The 18,288-nt window shown below is 46.1% G+C and carries 20 protein-coding genes; 5 read left to right on the top strand and 15 right to left on the bottom strand.

The features are described from left to right. Positions 1–90, bottom strand: a 90-nt coding sequence (locus LDL40_RS17795; protein WP_300996835.1) for an N-succinylarginine dihydrolase, incomplete at its 3' end; no start/stop codon positions are given. A gap of 364 nt (positions 91–454) precedes the next feature. Between LDL40_RS17795 and topA the strand changes: the two genes are divergently transcribed. Next, positions 455–3,052 carry a type I DNA topoisomerase gene (topA, locus tag LDL40_RS17800; protein ID WP_300996818.1) on the top strand — a complete coding sequence of 866 codons (2,598 nt, stop codon included), beginning with the start codon at positions 455–457 and terminating at the stop codon, positions 3,050–3,052. A 176-nt stretch (positions 3,053–3,228) separates the two neighbouring features. Here the strand turns inward: topA and LDL40_RS17805 are convergent, their stop codons facing one another. After that, positions 3,229–3,990 (bottom strand): hypothetical protein, encoded by a 762-nt coding sequence (locus LDL40_RS17805; protein WP_300996819.1) that lies wholly within the window; start codon positions 3,988–3,990, stop codon positions 3,229–3,231. A gap of 88 nt (positions 3,991–4,078) precedes the next feature. Then, positions 4,079–4,711 (bottom strand): sensor histidine kinase KdpD, encoded by a 633-nt coding sequence (locus tag LDL40_RS17810; RefSeq protein WP_300996820.1) that lies wholly within the window; start codon positions 4,709–4,711, stop codon positions 4,079–4,081. 218 nt (positions 4,712–4,929) lie between these two features. On the opposite strand from LDL40_RS17810, the gene cysB reads away from it, so the two are divergent. Further along, the gene (gene cysB, locus LDL40_RS17815; protein WP_300996821.1) at positions 4,930–5,907 is read left to right on the top strand and encodes an HTH-type transcriptional regulator CysB; all 978 of its coding nucleotides are present in this window, start codon (positions 4,930–4,932) and stop codon (positions 5,905–5,907) included. A gap of 321 nt (positions 5,908–6,228) precedes the next feature. After that, positions 6,229–7,107 carry a LysR substrate-binding domain-containing protein gene (locus LDL40_RS17820; protein ID WP_300996822.1) on the top strand — a complete coding sequence of 293 codons (879 nt, stop codon included), beginning with the start codon at positions 6,229–6,231 and terminating at the stop codon, positions 7,105–7,107. Between the two features lie 127 nt (positions 7,108–7,234). Here the strand turns inward: LDL40_RS17820 and queC are convergent, their stop codons facing one another. Further along, complete coding sequence (gene queC, locus LDL40_RS17825) at positions 7,235–7,912, bottom strand: 7-cyano-7-deazaguanine synthase QueC (RefSeq protein WP_300996823.1); 678 nt, start codon at positions 7,910–7,912, stop codon at positions 7,235–7,237. A gap of 87 nt (positions 7,913–7,999) precedes the next feature. Between queC and queE the strand changes: the two genes are divergently transcribed. Then, complete coding sequence (gene queE, locus LDL40_RS17830; protein ID WP_300996824.1) at positions 8,000–8,665, top strand: 7-carboxy-7-deazaguanine synthase QueE; 666 nt, start codon at positions 8,000–8,002, stop codon at positions 8,663–8,665. A gap of 3 nt (positions 8,666–8,668) precedes the next feature. On the opposite strand, the gene LDL40_RS17835 is transcribed toward queE, so the two are convergent. The 10 genes from LDL40_RS17835 to LDL40_RS17880 all read right to left on the bottom strand — a co-directional run bounded on the left by LDL40_RS17835 (position 8,669) and on the right by LDL40_RS17880 (position 17,211). After that, positions 8,669–9,256: an LON peptidase substrate-binding domain-containing protein gene (locus tag LDL40_RS17835; protein WP_300996825.1), complete on the bottom strand. Its 588-nt coding sequence runs from the start codon at positions 9,254–9,256 to the stop codon at positions 8,669–8,671. A gap of 55 nt (positions 9,257–9,311) precedes the next feature. Next, positions 9,312–9,740, bottom strand: coding sequence for a DUF2069 domain-containing protein (locus LDL40_RS17840; RefSeq protein ID WP_300996826.1), 429 nt, complete (start codon positions 9,738–9,740; stop codon positions 9,312–9,314). Further along, the gene (gene wrbA, locus LDL40_RS17845; protein ID WP_300996827.1) at positions 9,737–10,324 is read right to left on the bottom strand and encodes an NAD(P)H:quinone oxidoreductase; all 588 of its coding nucleotides are present in this window, start codon (positions 10,322–10,324) and stop codon (positions 9,737–9,739) included. The genes LDL40_RS17840 and wrbA overlap by 4 nt, the downstream gene beginning before the upstream one ends. Beyond that, a complete protein-coding gene (gene arsC / locus LDL40_RS17850; RefSeq protein ID WP_300996828.1) occupies positions 10,321–10,668 on the bottom strand; it encodes an arsenate reductase (glutaredoxin) in 348 nt (115 codons plus the stop codon). Before arsC ends, wrbA begins: the two co-directional genes overlap by 4 nt. A gap of 20 nt (positions 10,669–10,688) precedes the next feature. Further along, the gene (locus tag LDL40_RS17855; RefSeq protein WP_300996829.1) at positions 10,689–12,092 is read right to left on the bottom strand and encodes a M48 family metalloprotease; all 1,404 of its coding nucleotides are present in this window, start codon (positions 12,090–12,092) and stop codon (positions 10,689–10,691) included. Positions 12,093–12,452: 360 nt separating this feature from the next. Continuing rightward, positions 12,453–14,471, bottom strand: a complete 2,019-nt coding sequence (locus tag LDL40_RS17860; RefSeq protein ID WP_300996831.1) for a TonB-dependent receptor — start codon at positions 14,469–14,471, stop codon at positions 12,453–12,455. Positions 14,472–14,487: 16 nt separating this feature from the next. Then, entirely contained in the window at positions 14,488–15,600 is a 1,113-nt protein-coding gene (locus LDL40_RS17865) for a PQQ-dependent sugar dehydrogenase (protein WP_300996833.1), read from the bottom strand. Between the two features lie 107 nt (positions 15,601–15,707). After that, positions 15,708–15,848, bottom strand: a complete 141-nt coding sequence (locus LDL40_RS17870) for a hypothetical protein (RefSeq protein ID WP_300996834.1) — start codon at positions 15,846–15,848, stop codon at positions 15,708–15,710. Between the two features lie 121 nt (positions 15,849–15,969). Continuing rightward, on the bottom strand, positions 15,970–16,443 hold the full coding sequence (gene bcp, locus LDL40_RS17875) for a thioredoxin-dependent thiol peroxidase (protein ID WP_147904823.1): 474 nt from the start codon (positions 16,441–16,443) through the stop codon (positions 15,970–15,972). Positions 16,444–16,755: 312 nt separating this feature from the next. Beyond that, complete coding sequence (locus tag LDL40_RS17880) at positions 16,756–17,211, bottom strand: hypothetical protein (RefSeq protein WP_221411437.1); 456 nt, start codon at positions 17,209–17,211, stop codon at positions 16,756–16,758. A gap of 121 nt (positions 17,212–17,332) precedes the next feature. Between LDL40_RS17880 and LDL40_RS17885 the strand changes: the two genes are divergently transcribed. After that, entirely contained in the window at positions 17,333–17,548 is a 216-nt protein-coding gene (locus tag LDL40_RS17885) for a helix-turn-helix domain-containing protein (RefSeq protein WP_008983417.1), read from the top strand. Positions 17,549–18,117: 569 nt separating this feature from the next. Here LDL40_RS17885 and LDL40_RS18805 read toward each other — a convergent pair. After that, the gene (locus LDL40_RS18805; RefSeq protein ID WP_147904863.1) at positions 18,118–18,231 is read right to left on the bottom strand and encodes a DUF3703 domain-containing protein; all 114 of its coding nucleotides are present in this window, start codon (positions 18,229–18,231) and stop codon (positions 18,118–18,120) included. Positions 18,232–18,288 lie beyond the last annotated feature (57 nt).

The raw sequence follows: 18,288 nt of genomic DNA on the forward strand, positions 1-18,288 counted from the left end.
GTTTAGCGAGGCAACATTACCGATGGATAATCCGGCATAGTTGTGCGTCGGCCCGACCAGGCCGTCAAAGTTTGCTTCAAAGAACTTCATTTTTGCTTTATTCCTTCATTTTTGGGAAGGGGCTCTGCTTTTATTATTATTGCGGCCGTTGCTTCATTTTTTTTCCGTTGGCACTGAAAACCACAGCTTTAACGGCTGTATCTGCAGTGACTTTGGGAAACTAACCTGCGTACTTATCACCATAGCTTGGTAGCCAGCCGTTTAGCTTGCCTCTTTGCCATGACTTTTATTACTTTATGCAGGCTCCGCTGATTTATTCAGCGAAAAGTCACTAAATTGTGACCTTCTGGCATAATAATGAACTTATTCTCTTGTCACAACTTGAGTTTACGGATATACGTTAAAAAAGAAGTGCCCTGTGGCACGCGAAAAGGTCAGGGATCTTAATCATAAAATGGCGAAATCACTAGTCATAGTCGAATCACCAGCGAAAGCTAAAACCATCAATAAATACCTTGGAAATGACTTTATCGTTAAATCCAGTGTTGGTCATATCCGCGATCTGCCGACCAGCAGTAACAAAGATAAAGTCAAAGAGGATAAGACGAAGCTCAGCAAGGAGCAAAAAGAATATCAGGCGCTGGTTGAACGTATGGGGGTCGATCCGAACAACAACTGGCATGCCCGCTATGAAATTTTGCCTGGCAAAGAAAAAGTCGTCAAAGAGCTGAAAGCTCTGGCTGAAAAAGCAGACACAGTCTATCTGGCAACGGACTTAGACCGTGAAGGGGAGGCTATAGCCTGGCACCTTCAGGAAATTATTGGTGGCGAGCATCAGAAGTTTAAGCGGGTTGTATTTAATGAAATCACGCAGAACGCCATCAAAAACGCTTTTGTTGAACCTGGTGAAGTCAATCAGCACCGTGTGAATGCGCAGCAAGCCCGTCGCTTTTTAGACCGGGTTGTTGGTTTTATGGTGTCGCCCTTATTATGGAAAAAAGTCGCCCGGGGTTTATCGGCAGGCCGTGTGCAGTCTGTTGCTGTGCGTCTGGTAGTTGAGCGCGAACGCGAAATTAAAGCCTTTGTGCCGGAAGAATATTGGACTGTGGCTGCGGATACGCAAACCAAAGCTGGTGTGAAACTGCAACTGGAAGTGGCTAAACAGGCCGGAAAAGCCTTCAGACCTGAAAATAAGACGCAAACTGATGCCGCTGTGGCCGTGTTGCAAAAAGCCAGCTATCAGGTCACTGAGCGTGAAGACAAGCCTTCAAGCAGTAAAGCTCAGGCGCCTTTTATCACCTCAACCTTGCAACAAGCCGCCAGCACCCGTTTAGGTTATGGTGTGAAAAAAACCATGATGTTGGCGCAGCGTTTATACGAAGCAGGTCACATTACCTATATGCGTACCGACTCGACCAACTTGAGTGTTGATGCGCTAACGGCTTGCCGTTCTTACATTGAACAAAATTTTGGCGCCAACTACCTGCCGGAGCAGCCATTAAGTTATGGCAGCAAAGCCAATGCTCAGGAAGCGCACGAAGCCATTCGTCCTTCTGACGTGTTTGTTTTAGCGAGTAGCCTGCAGGATATGGAGGCGGACGCCCGTAAGCTGTATGAGCTGATTTGGCGTCAATTTGTCGCCTGTCAGATGCCATCAGCCCAGTATGATGTGACAACCATCACGGTCACCGCAGCTGAGTTTGAATTAAAAGCCAAAGGCCGGGTATTACGTTTTGATGGTTGGACCAAAGTTCAGCCAGCGCAAAAGCGCAAAGACGAAGAAGAGCTGGAGCTGCCGGATGTAAAACCAGGCGAGAGTTTGGCGCTGGAGCAGTTGATCCCGGCTCAGCACTTTACTAAGCCACCGGCGCGTTTTAGCGAAGCCAGTTTAGTCAAAGAGCTGGAAAAGCGTGGCATAGGTCGTCCTTCGACTTACGCAGCCATTATTTCCACTATTCAGGAACGTGGTTATGTCAAAGTAGACAACCGTCGTTTCTATGCTGAGAAAATGGGTGAAATTGTCACAGACCGTTTGGTTGAAAACTTCAGCGATTTAATGAGTTACGACTTCACCGCTAATATGGAAGTCCGGCTGGATGATATAGCTCAGGGTGAACTGCAGTGGAAAAAAGTACTGGATCAATTCTATGGCGATTTTTCCCATCAATTAAAAACTGCAGAAGCCGATCCTGAGCAAGGTGGCATGCGCACCAATCAGTTTGTATTGACCGATATAGCCTGTCCAACCTGTGGTCGTCAGATGGGCATTCGTACCGCCTCTACCGGGGTGTTTTTAGGCTGTTCAGGCTACAATTTGCCGCCGAAAGAGCGTTGTACCACCACCATGAACCTGACACCGGGTGATGATGCGGTTGAAGTGGCTGACGATGACGAACTGGAAACCGAAGTTCTGCGTCATAAAAAGCGTTGTGCCAAATGTGGCACTGCCATGGACCATTACCTGATAGACGAGCAGCGAAAGCTTTATGTCTGTGGTAATAACCCGGGTTGTGATGGTTATCTGGTTGAATCCGGTGTGTTTAAGCTCAAAGGTTATGACGGCCCACTGATCGAATGTGAAAAGTGTGGCAGCGATATGCAGCTCAAATCAGGTCGTTTTGGTAAGTACTTTGGTTGCACCAACGACGCCTGTAAAAACACCCGTAAGCTGCTGAAAAATGGTGAAGCGGCGCCGCCAAAAGAAGATCCGGTGCATTTGCCTGAACTCAAATGCGAAAAGTCAGATACCTATTTTGTGTTGCGTGATGGTGCCGCAGGTTTATTCCTCGCTGCCGCTACTTTCCCTAAATCCAGGGAAACACGAGCGCCACTGGTGTCTGAACTGGCTCGTTTTAAAGACCGTATTATGCCGAAGTTCCACTATCTGGCTGAAGCTCCTGCATCTGATGCAGCAGGTAATCCGAGCATTATTCGCTGGAGCCGCAAAACAAAACAGCAGTATGTGATGACGGAGAAAGACGGCAAAGCCACCGGCTGGTCAGCCTGGTATGAAAATGGCCGCTGGGTGGTAACTAAAGAAAAAGAGAAGTAAGTTCAGAGTATTAAAATAGGCGCCGAAGGCGCCTTTTTTATGCCCTGAACTGTTGCCAAAGTAATGGCAGTTGAAGTGAGGCGACAAGGGATTGAGACCCAAGAGCATAGTTACCCTATGTGACTGGGGTGAAAGCACGCAGTCAACAAAGCTGCAGCTTCAAGGACGAAGGGGAGTTACCACTTACGTTTCGGGGCAAATAATACATCCAAATCGTTGTTTTCCATTTCGGCCTTTTTCTGCCTGTCGCGCAGATTGCCTTCTTTCAATTCAGTCGCAATATCTTCCAGTATGGTCATCACTTCGCTTTTACGAATAGTGACATAGTCGTCGACATGAGCGCAGTTGGACAAGGTAGCCAGCGCTTTTTCATAACATTGCCGGGCAGAACCCAGCATATTGCCGGATCTGGCCTGGTTACCCCTTTTGATTTGGCTTTCCACATTGATGCGCAGTTGCAGCATTTCCAAGCGTCTGTCTTCCTGCACTACGGTTTGGGTATCAATATTTCCTCTGGCATGTTCAGCCCGCAAAATTGTCCGCAGTTTTTTAATGCCCTGGATCATGCCAATAATTTGTTTGTCGTTGTCAGGCATGGTCAGCCCTTCGACTGTCAGTTCTGCCGCTGAGCTATCCTGCAAACGGGCTTCAGTCTCACCAATACGTTTTTTCAGCTCTTTTGAATTGGGTTCCAATTCCAGCATAGCTTTAAGAGTCACCACTATCCGTTTCAGCAGCATTTGAATAATGGCCTTGGTAATAGGTACATTGGCCGCATTCAACAGAATATCTTCTGTATCCTCCAGCAAAGTGCGGAGTTTAGAAAACTCTGCTCTTTTCAGCGATGCCAGTCGCTCTTTGTGTTGCTGCACTGCGTTGACAATGACAGCGATAATCACCAATGCAATTACCAGCACAATGATAATAGTAAAAAGCATCCTCTCTCCGTTGCCCCCGAAGCTACGAGGGGGATCTCTGTAAAGGCCTGGTGCCAGACTGGCCTTTCGTATTTTTTAAACGTTTTTTTCAGGGTAAAAACAGGCTAAACATGGCTCCACCATAAAGACCACCGTTACTTAAACGAATAAATCCTGTTTTGCCATGGTTTTTATGGGCTTTTGCGATTAACCCTGCAAAAAACAGGCCTAAACCTGTGCGGCCTGCCGCCAAATTTAAATCTTTCATCAAGGTATCGGCATTTTCCAACATAAATTCAGGGTAACCTGGGCCATCATCGTGCAATTCTATTGCCAGCCCTTGTTCGGTCTTTGTTGCACGCAACAATAATTTACTTTTGGTGTAACGCAGAGCGTTGACAAACATATCGTTTAACAGATTACTAATCAGGTCGCTGTCAAAATACCAAAGCAGTTCACTACCAGCCTCTATTTCAACCTGAATATTTTTTTGAGCGCTGTACATTTCGTTTTTTAACAGAATTTCTTCAAATAAATCAGAGATGTAATATTGATCAATTTGCAAAGGCAATTGGTTTTTTTCAATACGGTATAAAGATAACAATTGCAATAAATTGATATTTAATCTGTTGGCTTCATAGTGAATACGAGACAATTCTTCGCGGCCATTGGTATCCAGTTGCTGCTGCTCTTGTTGTAAATTATCAATAGACTGAATAAGTAAGCACAATGAATTTTTCATATCATGTGCTGCAGATGCCAAAACTGTTGCAAAGTCGATGGAAGAGTCTGATGCTGACATACCGTCCCCGATGATCCCGTTGTACCGCTATTCAACAGAAAACAGCGATTTTTTTAGTTACTATTGGTTATATATTCCATCTAATTCAAAATAAGTTGGAATATCCAGATGAATATGTATAGTGTTTATATCATATGCCAAGAACGGATCACTGACACATGAAATTACAACAGCTACGTTATATTGTTGAAGTTCTCAATCACAACCTGAATGTCTCTGCTACAGCAGAGAGTTTGTATACCTCTCAGCCGGGCATCAGTAAACAAGTCCGGATGCTGGAAGACGAACTGGGTATTCAGGTGTTTGGCCGTTCTGGTAAACATTTAACCCATGTTACACCAGCAGGTAGAGATGTTATTGAAATCGCTCAACAAATACTAGGAAAAGTTGAGAGTATTAAAGCGGTTGCCAAAGAACACACCTTACCTGATCAGGGCAAATTGAATATCGCCACTACTCATACTCAGGCTCGGTACGCGCTGCCTCCGGTAATCAGTGGTTTTATGAAAAAATTTCCTAAAGTGTCTTTACACATGCACCAGGGCACGCCCTCTCAGATAGCTGAAGCGGCGTCACGTGGCGATGCGGATTTTGCGATAGCGACCGAAGCTATGCATCTGTTTAACGATTTGGTGATGTTGCCTTGTTACCACTGGAACCGCAGCGTGATAGTTCGCCACGATCATCCGCTTGCAGCCTTGGGCCGCAAAATTGAAGTGGAAGATGTGGCACAACATCCAATAGTCACTTATGTGTTTGGATTTACCGGTCGCTCCGAACTGGATCGTGCTTTCGGGGAAAAAGGTTTAGAGCCTAAAATTGTTTTTACAGCTACTGATGCTGATGTAATTAAAACCTACGTGCGTTTAGGTTTAGGCGTGGGTGTGATTGCTTCTATGGCGATGGACAAAGAAGCGGATAAAGACTTGGTGTCTATTGATGCCAGCCATTTGTTTGCCGCATCAACTACCAAAATAGGATTTAGAAAAGGAACCTTCCTTCGCACTTATATGTATGATTTTATTGAACGTTTTGCCCCGCATCTAACCCGTGAGGTGGTAGAAAAAGCCAATATGCTGCGCAACCAGGACGATATCGATCGAATGTTTGCCAAGTTTGATCTGCCGGTTAAATAAACTGACCCGGGATTAATTGAATAAAAAAGGGCCCCAATGGCCCTTTTTTATGTCCAGGGAAGGACGGTATGCCGCAACTGCATGGGTGATAACGGTGTTTCGAAATGCCAAAAGTTTGGCATTTCGCCGCTAGCACGCCTTTGACTCAGGCGGAGGCCGGATGCGTGTTGCGTCTCTGACAGGCAAAGTTTTGCCATCTCACAGCTTTTCTTTTTAGACATCCAGATGTTTACATGTCCTTTGTGGGTGGTTATGCTAACCCAGGACAACAGATGGATTGCTTCATTCCTCTGACAAGCGTTCAATTAAAAGGAATTGGCTATGATTGATTTAAAGCTGCTACGTACCCTGCAGGCGTTGCAACAGACTGGTACTTTAGTGGCCGCCGCTGAGCAGTTGTGCCTTACACAATCAGCATTGTCACATCAACTCAAAGAAGCTGAATCTATGCTTGGCACTGCACTTTATTTGCGAAAAAGTCAGCCCGTTAGTTTTAGTGCTCAAGGCCAACTCTTGCTGGATTTGGCGGCACAGGTGTTGCCATTGGTGGCTCAGGTTGAGGCTCAACTTAAAGGCAAAGTATTAAGTCGTATTCGTTTGGCTGTGGAGTGCCATGCCTGTTTCCACTGGCTGATGCCAGCTGTTAAAGCTTTTGGACTACTGCAACCCGGTTGTCCCGTCGAGTTTTCCGCTGAAATCGAACACAATGCGCTGGACGCTTTATTAAGTGATGAGCTGGATTTAGTGCTAACAACGGACAAGAGGGAGCAGGCAGGCTGTTATTTTGAAGCCTTGTTTGAGATGGAATTATGCCTTGGAGTCAGTGCTGACCATTCGCTGGCGCAACAGGGCTTTATCACTGCTGAGCAACTAAAATCTGAAGTTCTATTGGGGTATCCGTTGCCTTTGGACCGGCAGGACTTATACCGCTACGTATTGGCGCCCAAAGGCTTAGAGGCCAGATTCAGAACTGTAGCGCAAAGTAGTCAGATTTTGCAGTTGATTGCAGCTGGGCAAGGGGTTGCCCTATTACCACGTTGGCTGATGGAGCCTTATCGTGCTCAAGGCTTATTAGCTGTGGTGCCTGTAGGGCAACAAGGACTATTCAGAACTATGTATGCCGCCTGTCGGCAGGGGCTGCAAGAAGCTAACCCGCTGCGACAGTTGATCACACAAATCAGTTTGCATACTCCACTCTAATTAATTGAAGTTGCGGGGAGGCAACACGTGAGTGAGACCCCAGCAACTGTCCTATGCCGTTGGGGTGATACTCATTGTAAACAATAGAGCAGTCGACAAAGCTGCGGTTTCAAATAAAACGAGTAGATCAACCTTCGTAAGCTAGTGGATCTTTAGCTTTATTTAACTCAAACGCTTCCAGACGCTCCTGACAGGAACCACATTTACCACAGGCTTTTTCACGACCGTTGTAACAAGTCCAGGTCTTGCTGTAATCCAGACCCATAGCTAAACCGTCACGTAAAATCTCAATTTTGGTTTGGCTTAAGTAGGGGCTGACAATATCCACAGGCTCGTAGTTGGCTACCTGGCATACGTCATTCATTTTGTGTACAAATTCAGGGCGGCAATCCGGATAAATAAAATGGTCGCCTGAGTGAGCGCCATAATAAACGGCCCTGGCATTAAGCGATACGGCATAACCTACGGCTAAGGACAATAAAATCATATTACGGTTTGGCACCACTGTGGATTTCATCGTATCAGCAGCGTAATGGCCTTCAGGGATCTGAATATCTTCGTGAGTACTGTCTGGCGCCATCAGGCTGGAACCTGCCAGTAGCTGATTGATTGCGGAAATATCGACGATTTTGTGTGGCACGCCCAATTCTTCACAGACGCTTTTGGCACAGATCAGTTCTTTGACATGGCGCTGGCCATAGTTAAAAGACAGGGCATAGACTTCATGACCATCTGCTATGGCTTTGTGCAGCACGGTAAATGAATCCATACCGCCGGAATAGATCACAACAACTTTTTGCGGCATCTGTCAGGCTCTCTCGCTATAATAGGCAAAATTTCGGGCGCGCATTGTACTGTATCTGAGCCTGTAGCTAAAGGAAAACCCCACAAAGTGTATAAAGTAAACGAGATATTCGAGACCATTCAGGGTGAAGGCAGTTACACTGGTACTCCTGCTATTTTTCTGCGTTTACAAGGCTGCCCTGTAGGCTGCTCCTGGTGTGACACCAAACAAACCTGGGAGATAGATCCAGATTTACAATTAAGTCCTGCCGCCATTTTAGAGAAAAAAGCCGATTCGGATCATTGGTGTAGCTTGTCGTCAGCTGAGGTTGTGCAACTTTTTGCCGACAAAGGTTACCGCGCTAAACATGTGGTGATTACAGGCGGTGAGCCTTGTATGTACGATTTAAGGCCTTTGTGTGATCTACTGCATGTTCAGGGCTTTTCGACACAAATTGAAACCAGTGGCACTTTTGATATTTTGGCACCGGACAGCACCTGGGTGACAGTGTCCCCTAAGGTGAATATGAAAGGGGGCTATCAGGTATTACGCACTGCACTGGAACGTGCCAATGAGATTAAGCACCCTGTGGCGATGGAGAAGCATATTGAGGAGCTGCAGGAACTACTGCAAGGGCTGGATTTAACTGACAAGCTGGTGTACCTGCAGCCAATCAGTCAAAAAGCGAAAGCCACTCAGCTGGCGATTGAATTCTGTAAACAACATAACTGGCGGTTGAGTGTGCAGGTGCATAAGTATCTGGGCATTAACTAATAGCTAGCTGATTTCTTCCAGACTATCTTCCAGCCAAAGCTCTAGTTCTTTGGCTGTTGTTGCTAAATCCTGTTTCAGCCACTGGCGTTTTAAATGTGGGGTCAGGGGCAACAATTCCATCCACCGAGATACCAACCAGCATAAGTTCTGATGATCAGGTTCTGGATAAAGACTGGCCAGTTCAGGATATTGCTTAAACACCAGCTGAAGTTTCTGCCACAGCTGCAGTTCAGGCATCGCATTTTGTGCACTCCAGAATGGTATAGGAGTCAGCTCAGCAACATGCAGCTGGTCAGCTTCCTGCCACCTTTTGGCGATCTGATATCGGCCTGAACCTTCTACTGTGATCCCCAATAAACCGTCAGGAAGTTGTTCAAAGTCAACAATAGATACCAGCGTGACTTCAGGGCAAATCCGGTCAGGGTGTTGCTGACTGACCAATGGATTCAGACTGGCAATGGCAAAAGGCCGTATGCCACTACTGGCTTCTTTCATCAGGCGCAGATAGCGTGGCTCGAACAAACGCAGACGCATACGGCCCTGAGGCAGCAGCAAGGTATTTAAAGGGAATAAAGCTATAGTTGGGTTCATAACCGCAAGTCGTTAACTACTCTGCGGTTGTATACGCTTTAGCTGAAGTTTCAGATTAGTCGTTAATAGTTCTTATTGGATCGTCTTTCAGTTTTGGGATTTTTAAACCGAGCTCTTTGCCTCTGTTGCGGGCGTAATAAGTACAGCCAACAAACATCATAGCTGAAAACAGCAGTTCAAGCAGGGCCAGCCAAAACTCTGTGCCAGAGCTTACCCACAGATGGGTAAGGCTGTGGATCATATAGAGCATCACAATAAAATTAGCCCAGGCAAAGGTATAAGCTTTGCCTGTGATCATGCCCCGTAACGGCAACCATAAAGGCGCCCATAACAATGCCAGCAACACTTTGGCACTGCCCAGCTCCGGCGGGGCCAGCCATAAAACCCAGGCAGGGATCAATAAAAAAAGCCCGGTAAAACCAATACGGCCCAGCCATAAATAAAGTCGGGTAGAAGGAGCCATAGCCATAGTCATATCATTCATAACGTTTTAAATCCGGAAGTTTTTAAAGCGATAGCAGCTAAAGCTAAACGTTTGCCAAATTGAATGGCCAGCTGATGTTCGTCTTTACTTAATGTATCAGAGCCTGTTAAACCGCTAACATGGCTAGGTCCGTAAGGGGTACCGCCTGTTTGGGTGTGATGCAGTTCAGGTTCAAGATAAGGCAGGCCAATCACCAGCATGCCGTGGTGCAATAATGGTAGCATCATGCTAAGTAAATTCGCTTCATTGCCACCGTGCATGCTGCCGGACGAGGTAAAAACGCCAGCTGGTTTGTCCATCAGGGCGCCTTTGATCCATAAGTTACTTGTCGTGTCCCAAAAGGCTTTTAACGGCGCAGCCATATTGCCAAACCGTACCGGACTGCCAAAAGCAAATCCATCGGCGTCGAGCAAGTCTTGCTCAGTCACAGGCGGGTGTATACCCACAGCAGAACCATCCAAAGCCGGCACAGTGCGAAGCATTGCTTGAGCTCCGGCTTGCTGGATACCTATAGCAATTTTTTCCGCCAGTGCTGCCACAGAACCATGACGGGAATAATACAGAATAAGTAGCTGAACCTTCATGCCAGCAGTGCCAGCATTTTGTCGGCAGGGCGTGCTATCACAGCTTTATCATCTACCTGCAGTATCGGTCTTTCAATCAGCTTGGGATGTTGCGCCATAGCTGCAATCAATTGTTGTTCAGACAATGCAGCGTCAGACAAATTAAGGGTTTTATAGTCCTCTTCCTTTGTGCGCATCAGTTCCCGTGCGGATAACTGCAGGGCTTTGAGTAACGCTGTCAGTTCTGTTACGGACAAAGGCTGTTCCAGGTAATAACGCACGGCGAACGACTTACCGCTTTGCTCCAGCAAAGCCAGAGCTTCACGACTTTTTGAACAGCGGTTATTGTGATAAAGCGTAATCATAGCAACAAGAGCCTTTTTGTTTACAGACGTTTCAAACGATTTAATTCGGCTTGCCATTGTTTTTTCTTGGCTTCAATACGCCGGATTTCCAAAGTATTTTTTGGGCCTATGTGATTAAGAGTTTCATTTAAATCATCAATTGCTTTTGGATACACAGCCATTTGATAGTACAAGTCAGCTCTGGCTTCATAATAGCGGGCATAATCTTCCATGGCTTTGTAAGTGTCTGCCAGCATCTCGTACGCCAGGAAAATGTCATTTTTGTAATACAGCAAGTTCCGGAGCAAATGCACCGCTAACCTGTAGGCTTTGCCCTGAGTTGCGGCGTTGGCATAGTTCAGCGTAATGACCTGATTGTTGGGCTTGAGTAAATATTGTTGTTCCAGCATGGTCATCGCTTGTTCGGCTTTACCTTGCGCCAGCAAAATATCGGTATAGGCATCTATGTAGTACAGATTATCCGGTTCCTGTTGCCGCAGTTTGCTAATAATTTGCTCAGCTTTATCCACTTGCTTATCGTCAAAATATGTCAAAGCCAGGCCATATTGATTCGCCTTGGTATTGCCGCCAGGTTCGGCCAGCTTACGCAAAAAGTAACTTTGCGCATCTTTGGTTTGATACTGATATCGGGCCATGACGCGGGCCTTCGCCAGAGCATAATCCTGGCTGTCGGCGACAAAACGTTTAGGAAACTGTTCCGCTCTTAACCTTGAATCGGCCACACGGGATTGCGATAAAGGGTGAGTGTATAAAAAGGCCAGTTGAGTATTGGCAAAACGGCTTTTTTCCGCCAGCTTATTAAAAAACTCTGGTACCGCATAAGGGTTGTAGCCAGCGTCAGCCATTAATTGGATACCAATACGGTCTGCTTCCTGTTCATTACTGCGGGTAAAGTTTATGGCGCTTTGTTGTGCCAACCCCTGAGAAGCCATGATACCGGCCATACCAGCTTCAGGATTGACTGTGGCCAACAATATAGAACCAAGAATACCTGCCAGAGTCAAAGGCGCATTTTCAGAACGTGCTTCTACAGAACGGGCTATATGGCGTTGTGTAACGTGTGAAATTTCGTGCGCTATAACGGCGGCAAACTCACTTTCTGTGTCCGATGCGGCCAATGTACCAGTGTGAGACACAATGTTGCCGCCCAGCGTAGCGAAAGCGTTAATGTTTTTGTCATTAACCCAATAAAAGCGGAACGGGAATTTGACGTCCTGTGCTTTAGCCACCATTTGATTACCCATAGAGTTCAGGTACTCATCCAGCAAAGGATCATAGACCATAGGTAACTGACCTTTGGTCTGGCGCATCATCACATCACCAAGCTGCTTTTCTTTATCCGGGGTTAAGGTAGAAAATGCATTGCCCCCTATATCTGGCAATGCATTATTGGCCTGCACTGAGGCCACAGAGGAGAGGGCCAAACATACACTGAACAGGCTCAGTTTTATGAGTTGTGTTTTTACTGCAAATTGCTTCATTTATTTTTTGAACTCAGTCATACCGGCTTTAAACACTGGCAATTTTAATTCACTTGGTCCGCTTACCCCAGCTTTTTTTTGGTAAATCTGCAACAAGAGCAATGAGATAGCTATACCTGATGCAGTCATATTACCTGTACTGAAACAAGAGTAAATCAGAGTGTACAGTGGTTCAGTTAAATCTTGTTAAGCCACTGATAAATTTCAGTCTCTTTGGCAAAAAAAAACGGCTGAAGTTCAACTGCCGTTGTTTTTAAACGAATGACAGAGCTTAGCTGGTGGCGGCCAAGCTCTGACTGGCGATTAAAAATTCAGGCTAAGCCCCAAAGACACTGAGCGTGGCAGCGCAGGTTCAAAAGAGCGGCCATTGGCCTGATTCACCACCACGGCACCAACATAGTTTTTGTCAGTGAGATTATCAACTCCCAACCAGCAGCGCAGCTGCATAGCGGACAGCTCAGATTCAGTAACCAGGCGCAGATGATAAACAGTTGATGAAGGAGCAAATAGTTGATTCTGGTCGCTGGTGGCTATTTTGCTTCGATACAAGGTATCAAACTGCAGTATCCACTCACTGCTTTGTAGCGGCATCCAGCTGATTTGCCATTGAGCTTGCTGTTTGGCAACCCCAGGCAGTAACTTACCTTCAAGCTCTGCCTGCTCAAAACGGGCGTTGAGCTGGGTCAGGGTCCATTGGTGTTGCCAGGACGGCGAAGCTGACCATAAGGCTGATACTTCAATTCCGGTGCGCTTAGTGTCGCTGGCGTTGCGATAACTGGTGCGGCCGCCGCTGGATTGATCCACAACTAATTCATTTTCGCTATTGACTAAAAACAGCGCCAGACTGGAGCGCCATTGCTCTAATTGCCACTTATTACCCAGCTCCCATTGTTGATTGGTACTGGCTTTTAACGCCAGGTTCAAACCTTCGCCGCTGTTCCTGTAAGCCATCTCGGTGAAAGTGGGCGTTTCAAAACCCCGACCTGCACTGATGTACCAGGAAATCTGATCAGATTGAGCAAAGTTAACAGCCAGGGCCGCTGAGTTTTTACTGAAGGCGGTCGAACCGCTGTCGTCCGGGTTTTGTGTTGTGATATAAAAATCAGTCACGTCAAAATTCAGATTTGAATGGCGAAAACCTCCGCTGAGTTGCCACCGCGGCGCCAGATCCCAGACAAAGCGGCTGTACAGATCAGCAGAACGCACTTCACCTTCTTCATCACGACGTAAATCGCCTTGATCGCCTCTGTTATTTACATAACCCCGGCGCTCATCTGTACTCTGTTCAAAAGCGCTACCCAATGTCAGGCGCAGTGAATCAACTTGTCTGCTGTAAGACAAATCCAGGCCCTGATAGGGCCGCCTCAAGTCGACTACGCCGCCGGCTGAGGTCGCAGCCGCACCATCAAACCCCAGATACTGACCAACATCTCTGCGACCAGACCAGGCCGCTAAACGCCAGCTTTGTGCCGCTGTATCTTGCGACAATGCAAGGCTCCATTGCTGTTGTTTGGTAAATTTTCTGGTATCAAAAAGCAGCGCATTGGCTGCGGTTTGGCGTGGATTGGCCTGCCACTCCTGGGCCGTGAGTCCCAGGGGATCTTGCAGCAATGGATCGTAAGACCAGTCATAGCGCAGTTGTAGCTTTAGATCTTCAGCCAACAGGCTTTGCCACAACCACTGAGCTTGCTGTTTCCTCGCATCACTGTGATCACGCTGACTTTGCAATTCAGCATTTTTCAAACTGATAGAGCTGGCATGGTTGTTTTTGACTAATGCCGCAGAGAGCACCTGCTGTCGGGCGAACTGACTATGGCTTAGTTGGACTGAGGCCGCATTTTCGACCGGCCAGCGGCTTTGCAACGCGACCACACCTCCTGCCGCATTACCATATAATACAGCCAGAGGACCTGTCAGAACTTCAACTGAGGCCAGTTGATCCAAAAGCACCGAACTAAATTGACCCTGTCCGTCTGGGCTGGACAAAGGAATACCATCCTGCAGCAGTCTTAGTCCACGAATGCCAAAACTACTGCGACTGCCAAAACCGCGGGCACTTAACCTGCTGTCCTGTGCATAGTTAGCTCTACTATCCGCTTGAATGCCGGGGATCTGTTGCAACATAGTCGCGGCATCGATTTGTAATGCTTGCTGTTCAAAGCTCTTGCGAAAGCTGCTGGCAGCGCTGCCAATCCAGGGGGATTGTTGGCCCTGAGCTGTGATCACTATTATTTCTTGCGGTAGGTTATTGTCTGCGGCTATCAGTTCGGCAGAAAAAAAACTGAGCGCTAAAGCGCTCAGTTTAAAAGGTAGATCATTCATCTGAATCAACTGCTCATTATTGCGGAGATAAACGTAACAACTTACCGTCATCTTCGTCAGTCAGCAGATAAACTGCTCCGTCAGGACCTGCCTGAACGTCTCGGATACGGGCGCCAATACGGATACGTTCTTCGTGGCTGATTTTGTCGCCAGTCAATTCCAAGCGCACTAACTGACCAAACTTAAGAGAACCGACCAACAGGTTATTTTGCCAGCCATTGATTTGGCTGCCAGTGTAAAAACTCATACCGCTTGGTGCTATAGAAGGTACCCAGTAATGCAGCGGTTGCTCTAAGCCTGCTTTGGCTTTGGAGCCTATCACGCCGCCACCATATTCTTCACCATAGGTGATCACAGGCCAACCGTAGTTTTTGCCCGCTGTGGCTATATTGATTTCATCGCCACCTTGTGGGCCATGTTCATGTGTCCATAATGCACCGCTTTGCGGATGAATAGCTGCGCCTTGCAAATTACGGTGACCATAAGACCAGATGTCAGCTTTGGCATCAGCCTGATTTGCAAACGGATTACCTGCTGCCGCAGAGCCGTCTTTATTTACTTTGACTATTTTGCCAAAGTGGCCTGATAGTTTTTGTGCATCGTCACGACGGGAACCTCGATCGCCCATAGTGATAAAAAGCTCCCCCGATGGGGTAAATACTAAACGACCACCGTAGTGGTAGTTGCTGTCAATGGCTTCTGCCTGACGGAAAATCACCTTCACCTGTTTTAAAGACTGGCCGTCTAATAGAGCGCTGGCCACTGCAGTGCCGTTAGTGCCGCCATCTCTCGGCTCGCTGAAGCTAAAGTAGATTGTTTTGTTGTTAGCAAAATCCGGGTCAAGTACCAGGCCTAATAAACCGCCCTGGCCTTGTACATGCAGAGCTGGTAAGCCTTGAATAGCTTCACTTTTTTCGCCGGTTTTGCTGACGTAACGCATAAAACCTGCCCGTTCCGTCACCAGCAAAGTACCGTCAGGCAAAAACTGCATGGCCCATGGGTGATTCAAGCCGGATGCCAGGGTTTGCATGTCCAGCGTCGCTTTTTCAGTTTTTAACGTCTCAGCCAGAGCAGGCTGAGCCACAAAGCTAAGGCCAAGCACCAGACCGAGTAGGGATAGTTTATGCATACAACAGATCCTTTTTTTGAGCACTATTTAGAAAACTGAGCATAATGGATAGCAGAAAAAAATACTAAAAATGCGGCTGGTATCCTGTCTCACGGGATTAATGGAACTTAATTTGCGCTTTTCAGGTAATTCAGCACCACATCATGGTGATTACTGGTTTTGAAGTCATCAAAGACTTTGCTGACTTTACCATCTTGTTCAATCAGGAAACTGATGCGATGCTGGTTTATGCTCCATAAAGAGTGCACATAACGGCATTTTATTAGCGATTCGGTGCAATTTCTAAAGTGTGCATAAATCATCTTGCACTCTGATCACAATCGGCTGCAACGGTAAGAGTGTTTGACTGCCTTGTCGACTGCTAGTAACTCAGCCTGCTATCAACTTACCTTTAAGATAATCTAAAATCACTTCGTGATGATCTTTGGTTTTGAATTTATCAAATATGTGTTCGATTACTCCTTCTTCACTCACTAAAAAAGAAGTTCTTACGACACCCATACTCTCACGCCCCATAAATTTCTTTAGTTGCCAAACACCATATAATTCGCAAACGGTATGGTCTTCATCAGCGAGTAGGTTGAAATTAAGTTCCTGTTTTTTAGTAAAATTTGCAAGAGCCTTTGGTGTGTCTGGGCTGATACCCAGAATAACCACATTTAATTCATTCAACTCAGATTTAACGTCACGAAGGCCACAGGCCTGCACAGTGCAGCCTGGGGTTGATGCCCGAGGATAAAAGTATACCAAAACCTTTTTCCCTTTGAACGATGACAGTGCCACTGATTCATCATTTTGGTTTTGTAGGGTAAAGCTCGGTGCCTTCTGTCCAATTTCAATCATGCTGGGTTACTCTCAGATTTATAGGATTGCTTGAATTAGTCTACCTGCAACTATACGGAAGGATCTACCCTTCAGATTTTTCGTGAGTCCAAAAGTCGAAAATATTTGGTAATTGTCTGTTTATTATGTTTTTAATTCTAATGAGTTACGAGTGAGTGTTATAAACGTACTGCAAGTTGGAGCTAACTAAGCAATGTTGGATATAGATGAAATTTAGAAATTAGGAAAGCGTGATGGGTAGTTATTTATGGTTTCATAATCAACGTGCATCAATGCGTTCCGTCTAACCACTAAAACGCTTCCATTGGCAGCTTACCTCCAATCTACCAGTTCTCTTACAGGCACATCATACATATCCTCAGCGAGCAGTTTGTGAAGGGTTTCATCATCGAAATACTTAACCAGTCGAATGGCTACACTTGTGGGATGTCGTTTCAGCTCATCAGCTATCTGCCTGCATGTATAAGCCAGATCAATCATGTCATACAGTATATCGTCATCTTCTTTAGACCAGGTCTTGCCAAAGTTTTCGGACAAATCAAGCTCCCCTGTGAGGTAGCGGTGGTAGAAATCTTTAAGCTCACCTATATACATTTCCGAAACCACACCTTCCGACGAGATCTTTTGGTAGCGTCCGGACCGTGGCCAAAGGTACCATTTTAGTTCGTTATAATAGAGTAAGTATTTATACTTATTGATTTTTTTGAATGAAAGCCCTGGGTGGTTCAGTATTTTTTCAAGGTACTTTTGTGTATTTTTGCTCCACATACACTTATCTCATTTTTTCTTGATAGGTTAAGAGTAGAGCAAAATATCAATAATGAGCGATATATCACGTGGTGATATAATCAGTGATTGGTGATAGTTCTGTCTTTTGAACAGAGCAATCATGAAAGATCCACGTCTAGTCGCTTTTGGCGAGCGAGTTCGTAAGCTAAGAAAAGAGAAGGGGTTATCGCAAGAAGCCTTGGCAGACCTTGCCGGTATAGAGCGAAGCTACATGGGACATATAGAGCGTGGTGATCAAAATATTACGTTAATCAAGATATTCCAGATTGCTGAAGCATTGGAAATGTCGCCAGGTTATCTAATTGATAATGAATAATAATTTTTTTATTTTTCACTTTTAGTGAATCGCCACTAGTAATCTACACACTTCTCAGTCGTTCTGGGTAACTGTTCCCAACTCTACTTTTGACTGCAAAACGACACGCCAATTTACCACCCACATAACTGGCTTCTTACCAACAGTTTCGCCAATCTTCCCGTTAATTGATAGTCAACTATGAGCGAATAGCGACTGTTCAGAAAAGACGCTCTTGAAAAAACGAATCCCTGTTTTGCCTTATTTGTGGACATTCGTTTTTTCGTGAGCTCTGAGATTCTCTTCCAAATTAGTTGGCTAAATTCAGTTGGCCACCGCCCCCAATTGAAGTCAACGTTGAGCAGGTGTTGTAGTTCACAAACCAGTGCCAACTGACTGGATCAGATTCAGTTTCTCGACTAACGCTAATTGCTAGCACGATCTATTCTTACGAAATTGAGCTTGATTTATCCTGATCGGCTTAACATGCTTGCAAGCGAAAAAACGAGCTTTGACTTTTGGGTCGTCGTGGCAAGTGAATCAGGAATAGCTCAAGTGCATTTACGCGCGCAGGGTGAGGACTACGAGCCCTACTTTTTACCTACAGGCGTTAAAATTTCTCTGAGTTCTTCCGGAATGGACATCGGCTTAAAGGCACTGACGTTCGACCGCCCCGTATTGCCAGATGGCAGGCGCTCAAAGATATGTCCAAAAGGTGTTTACAACAACCGATAGTTTTGCCCGGCCATTTCGCGCCAGTC

This window comes from Rheinheimera sp., assembly GCF_020217005.1.
Classification (GTDB): Bacteria; Pseudomonadota; Gammaproteobacteria; order Enterobacterales; family Alteromonadaceae; genus Pararheinheimera.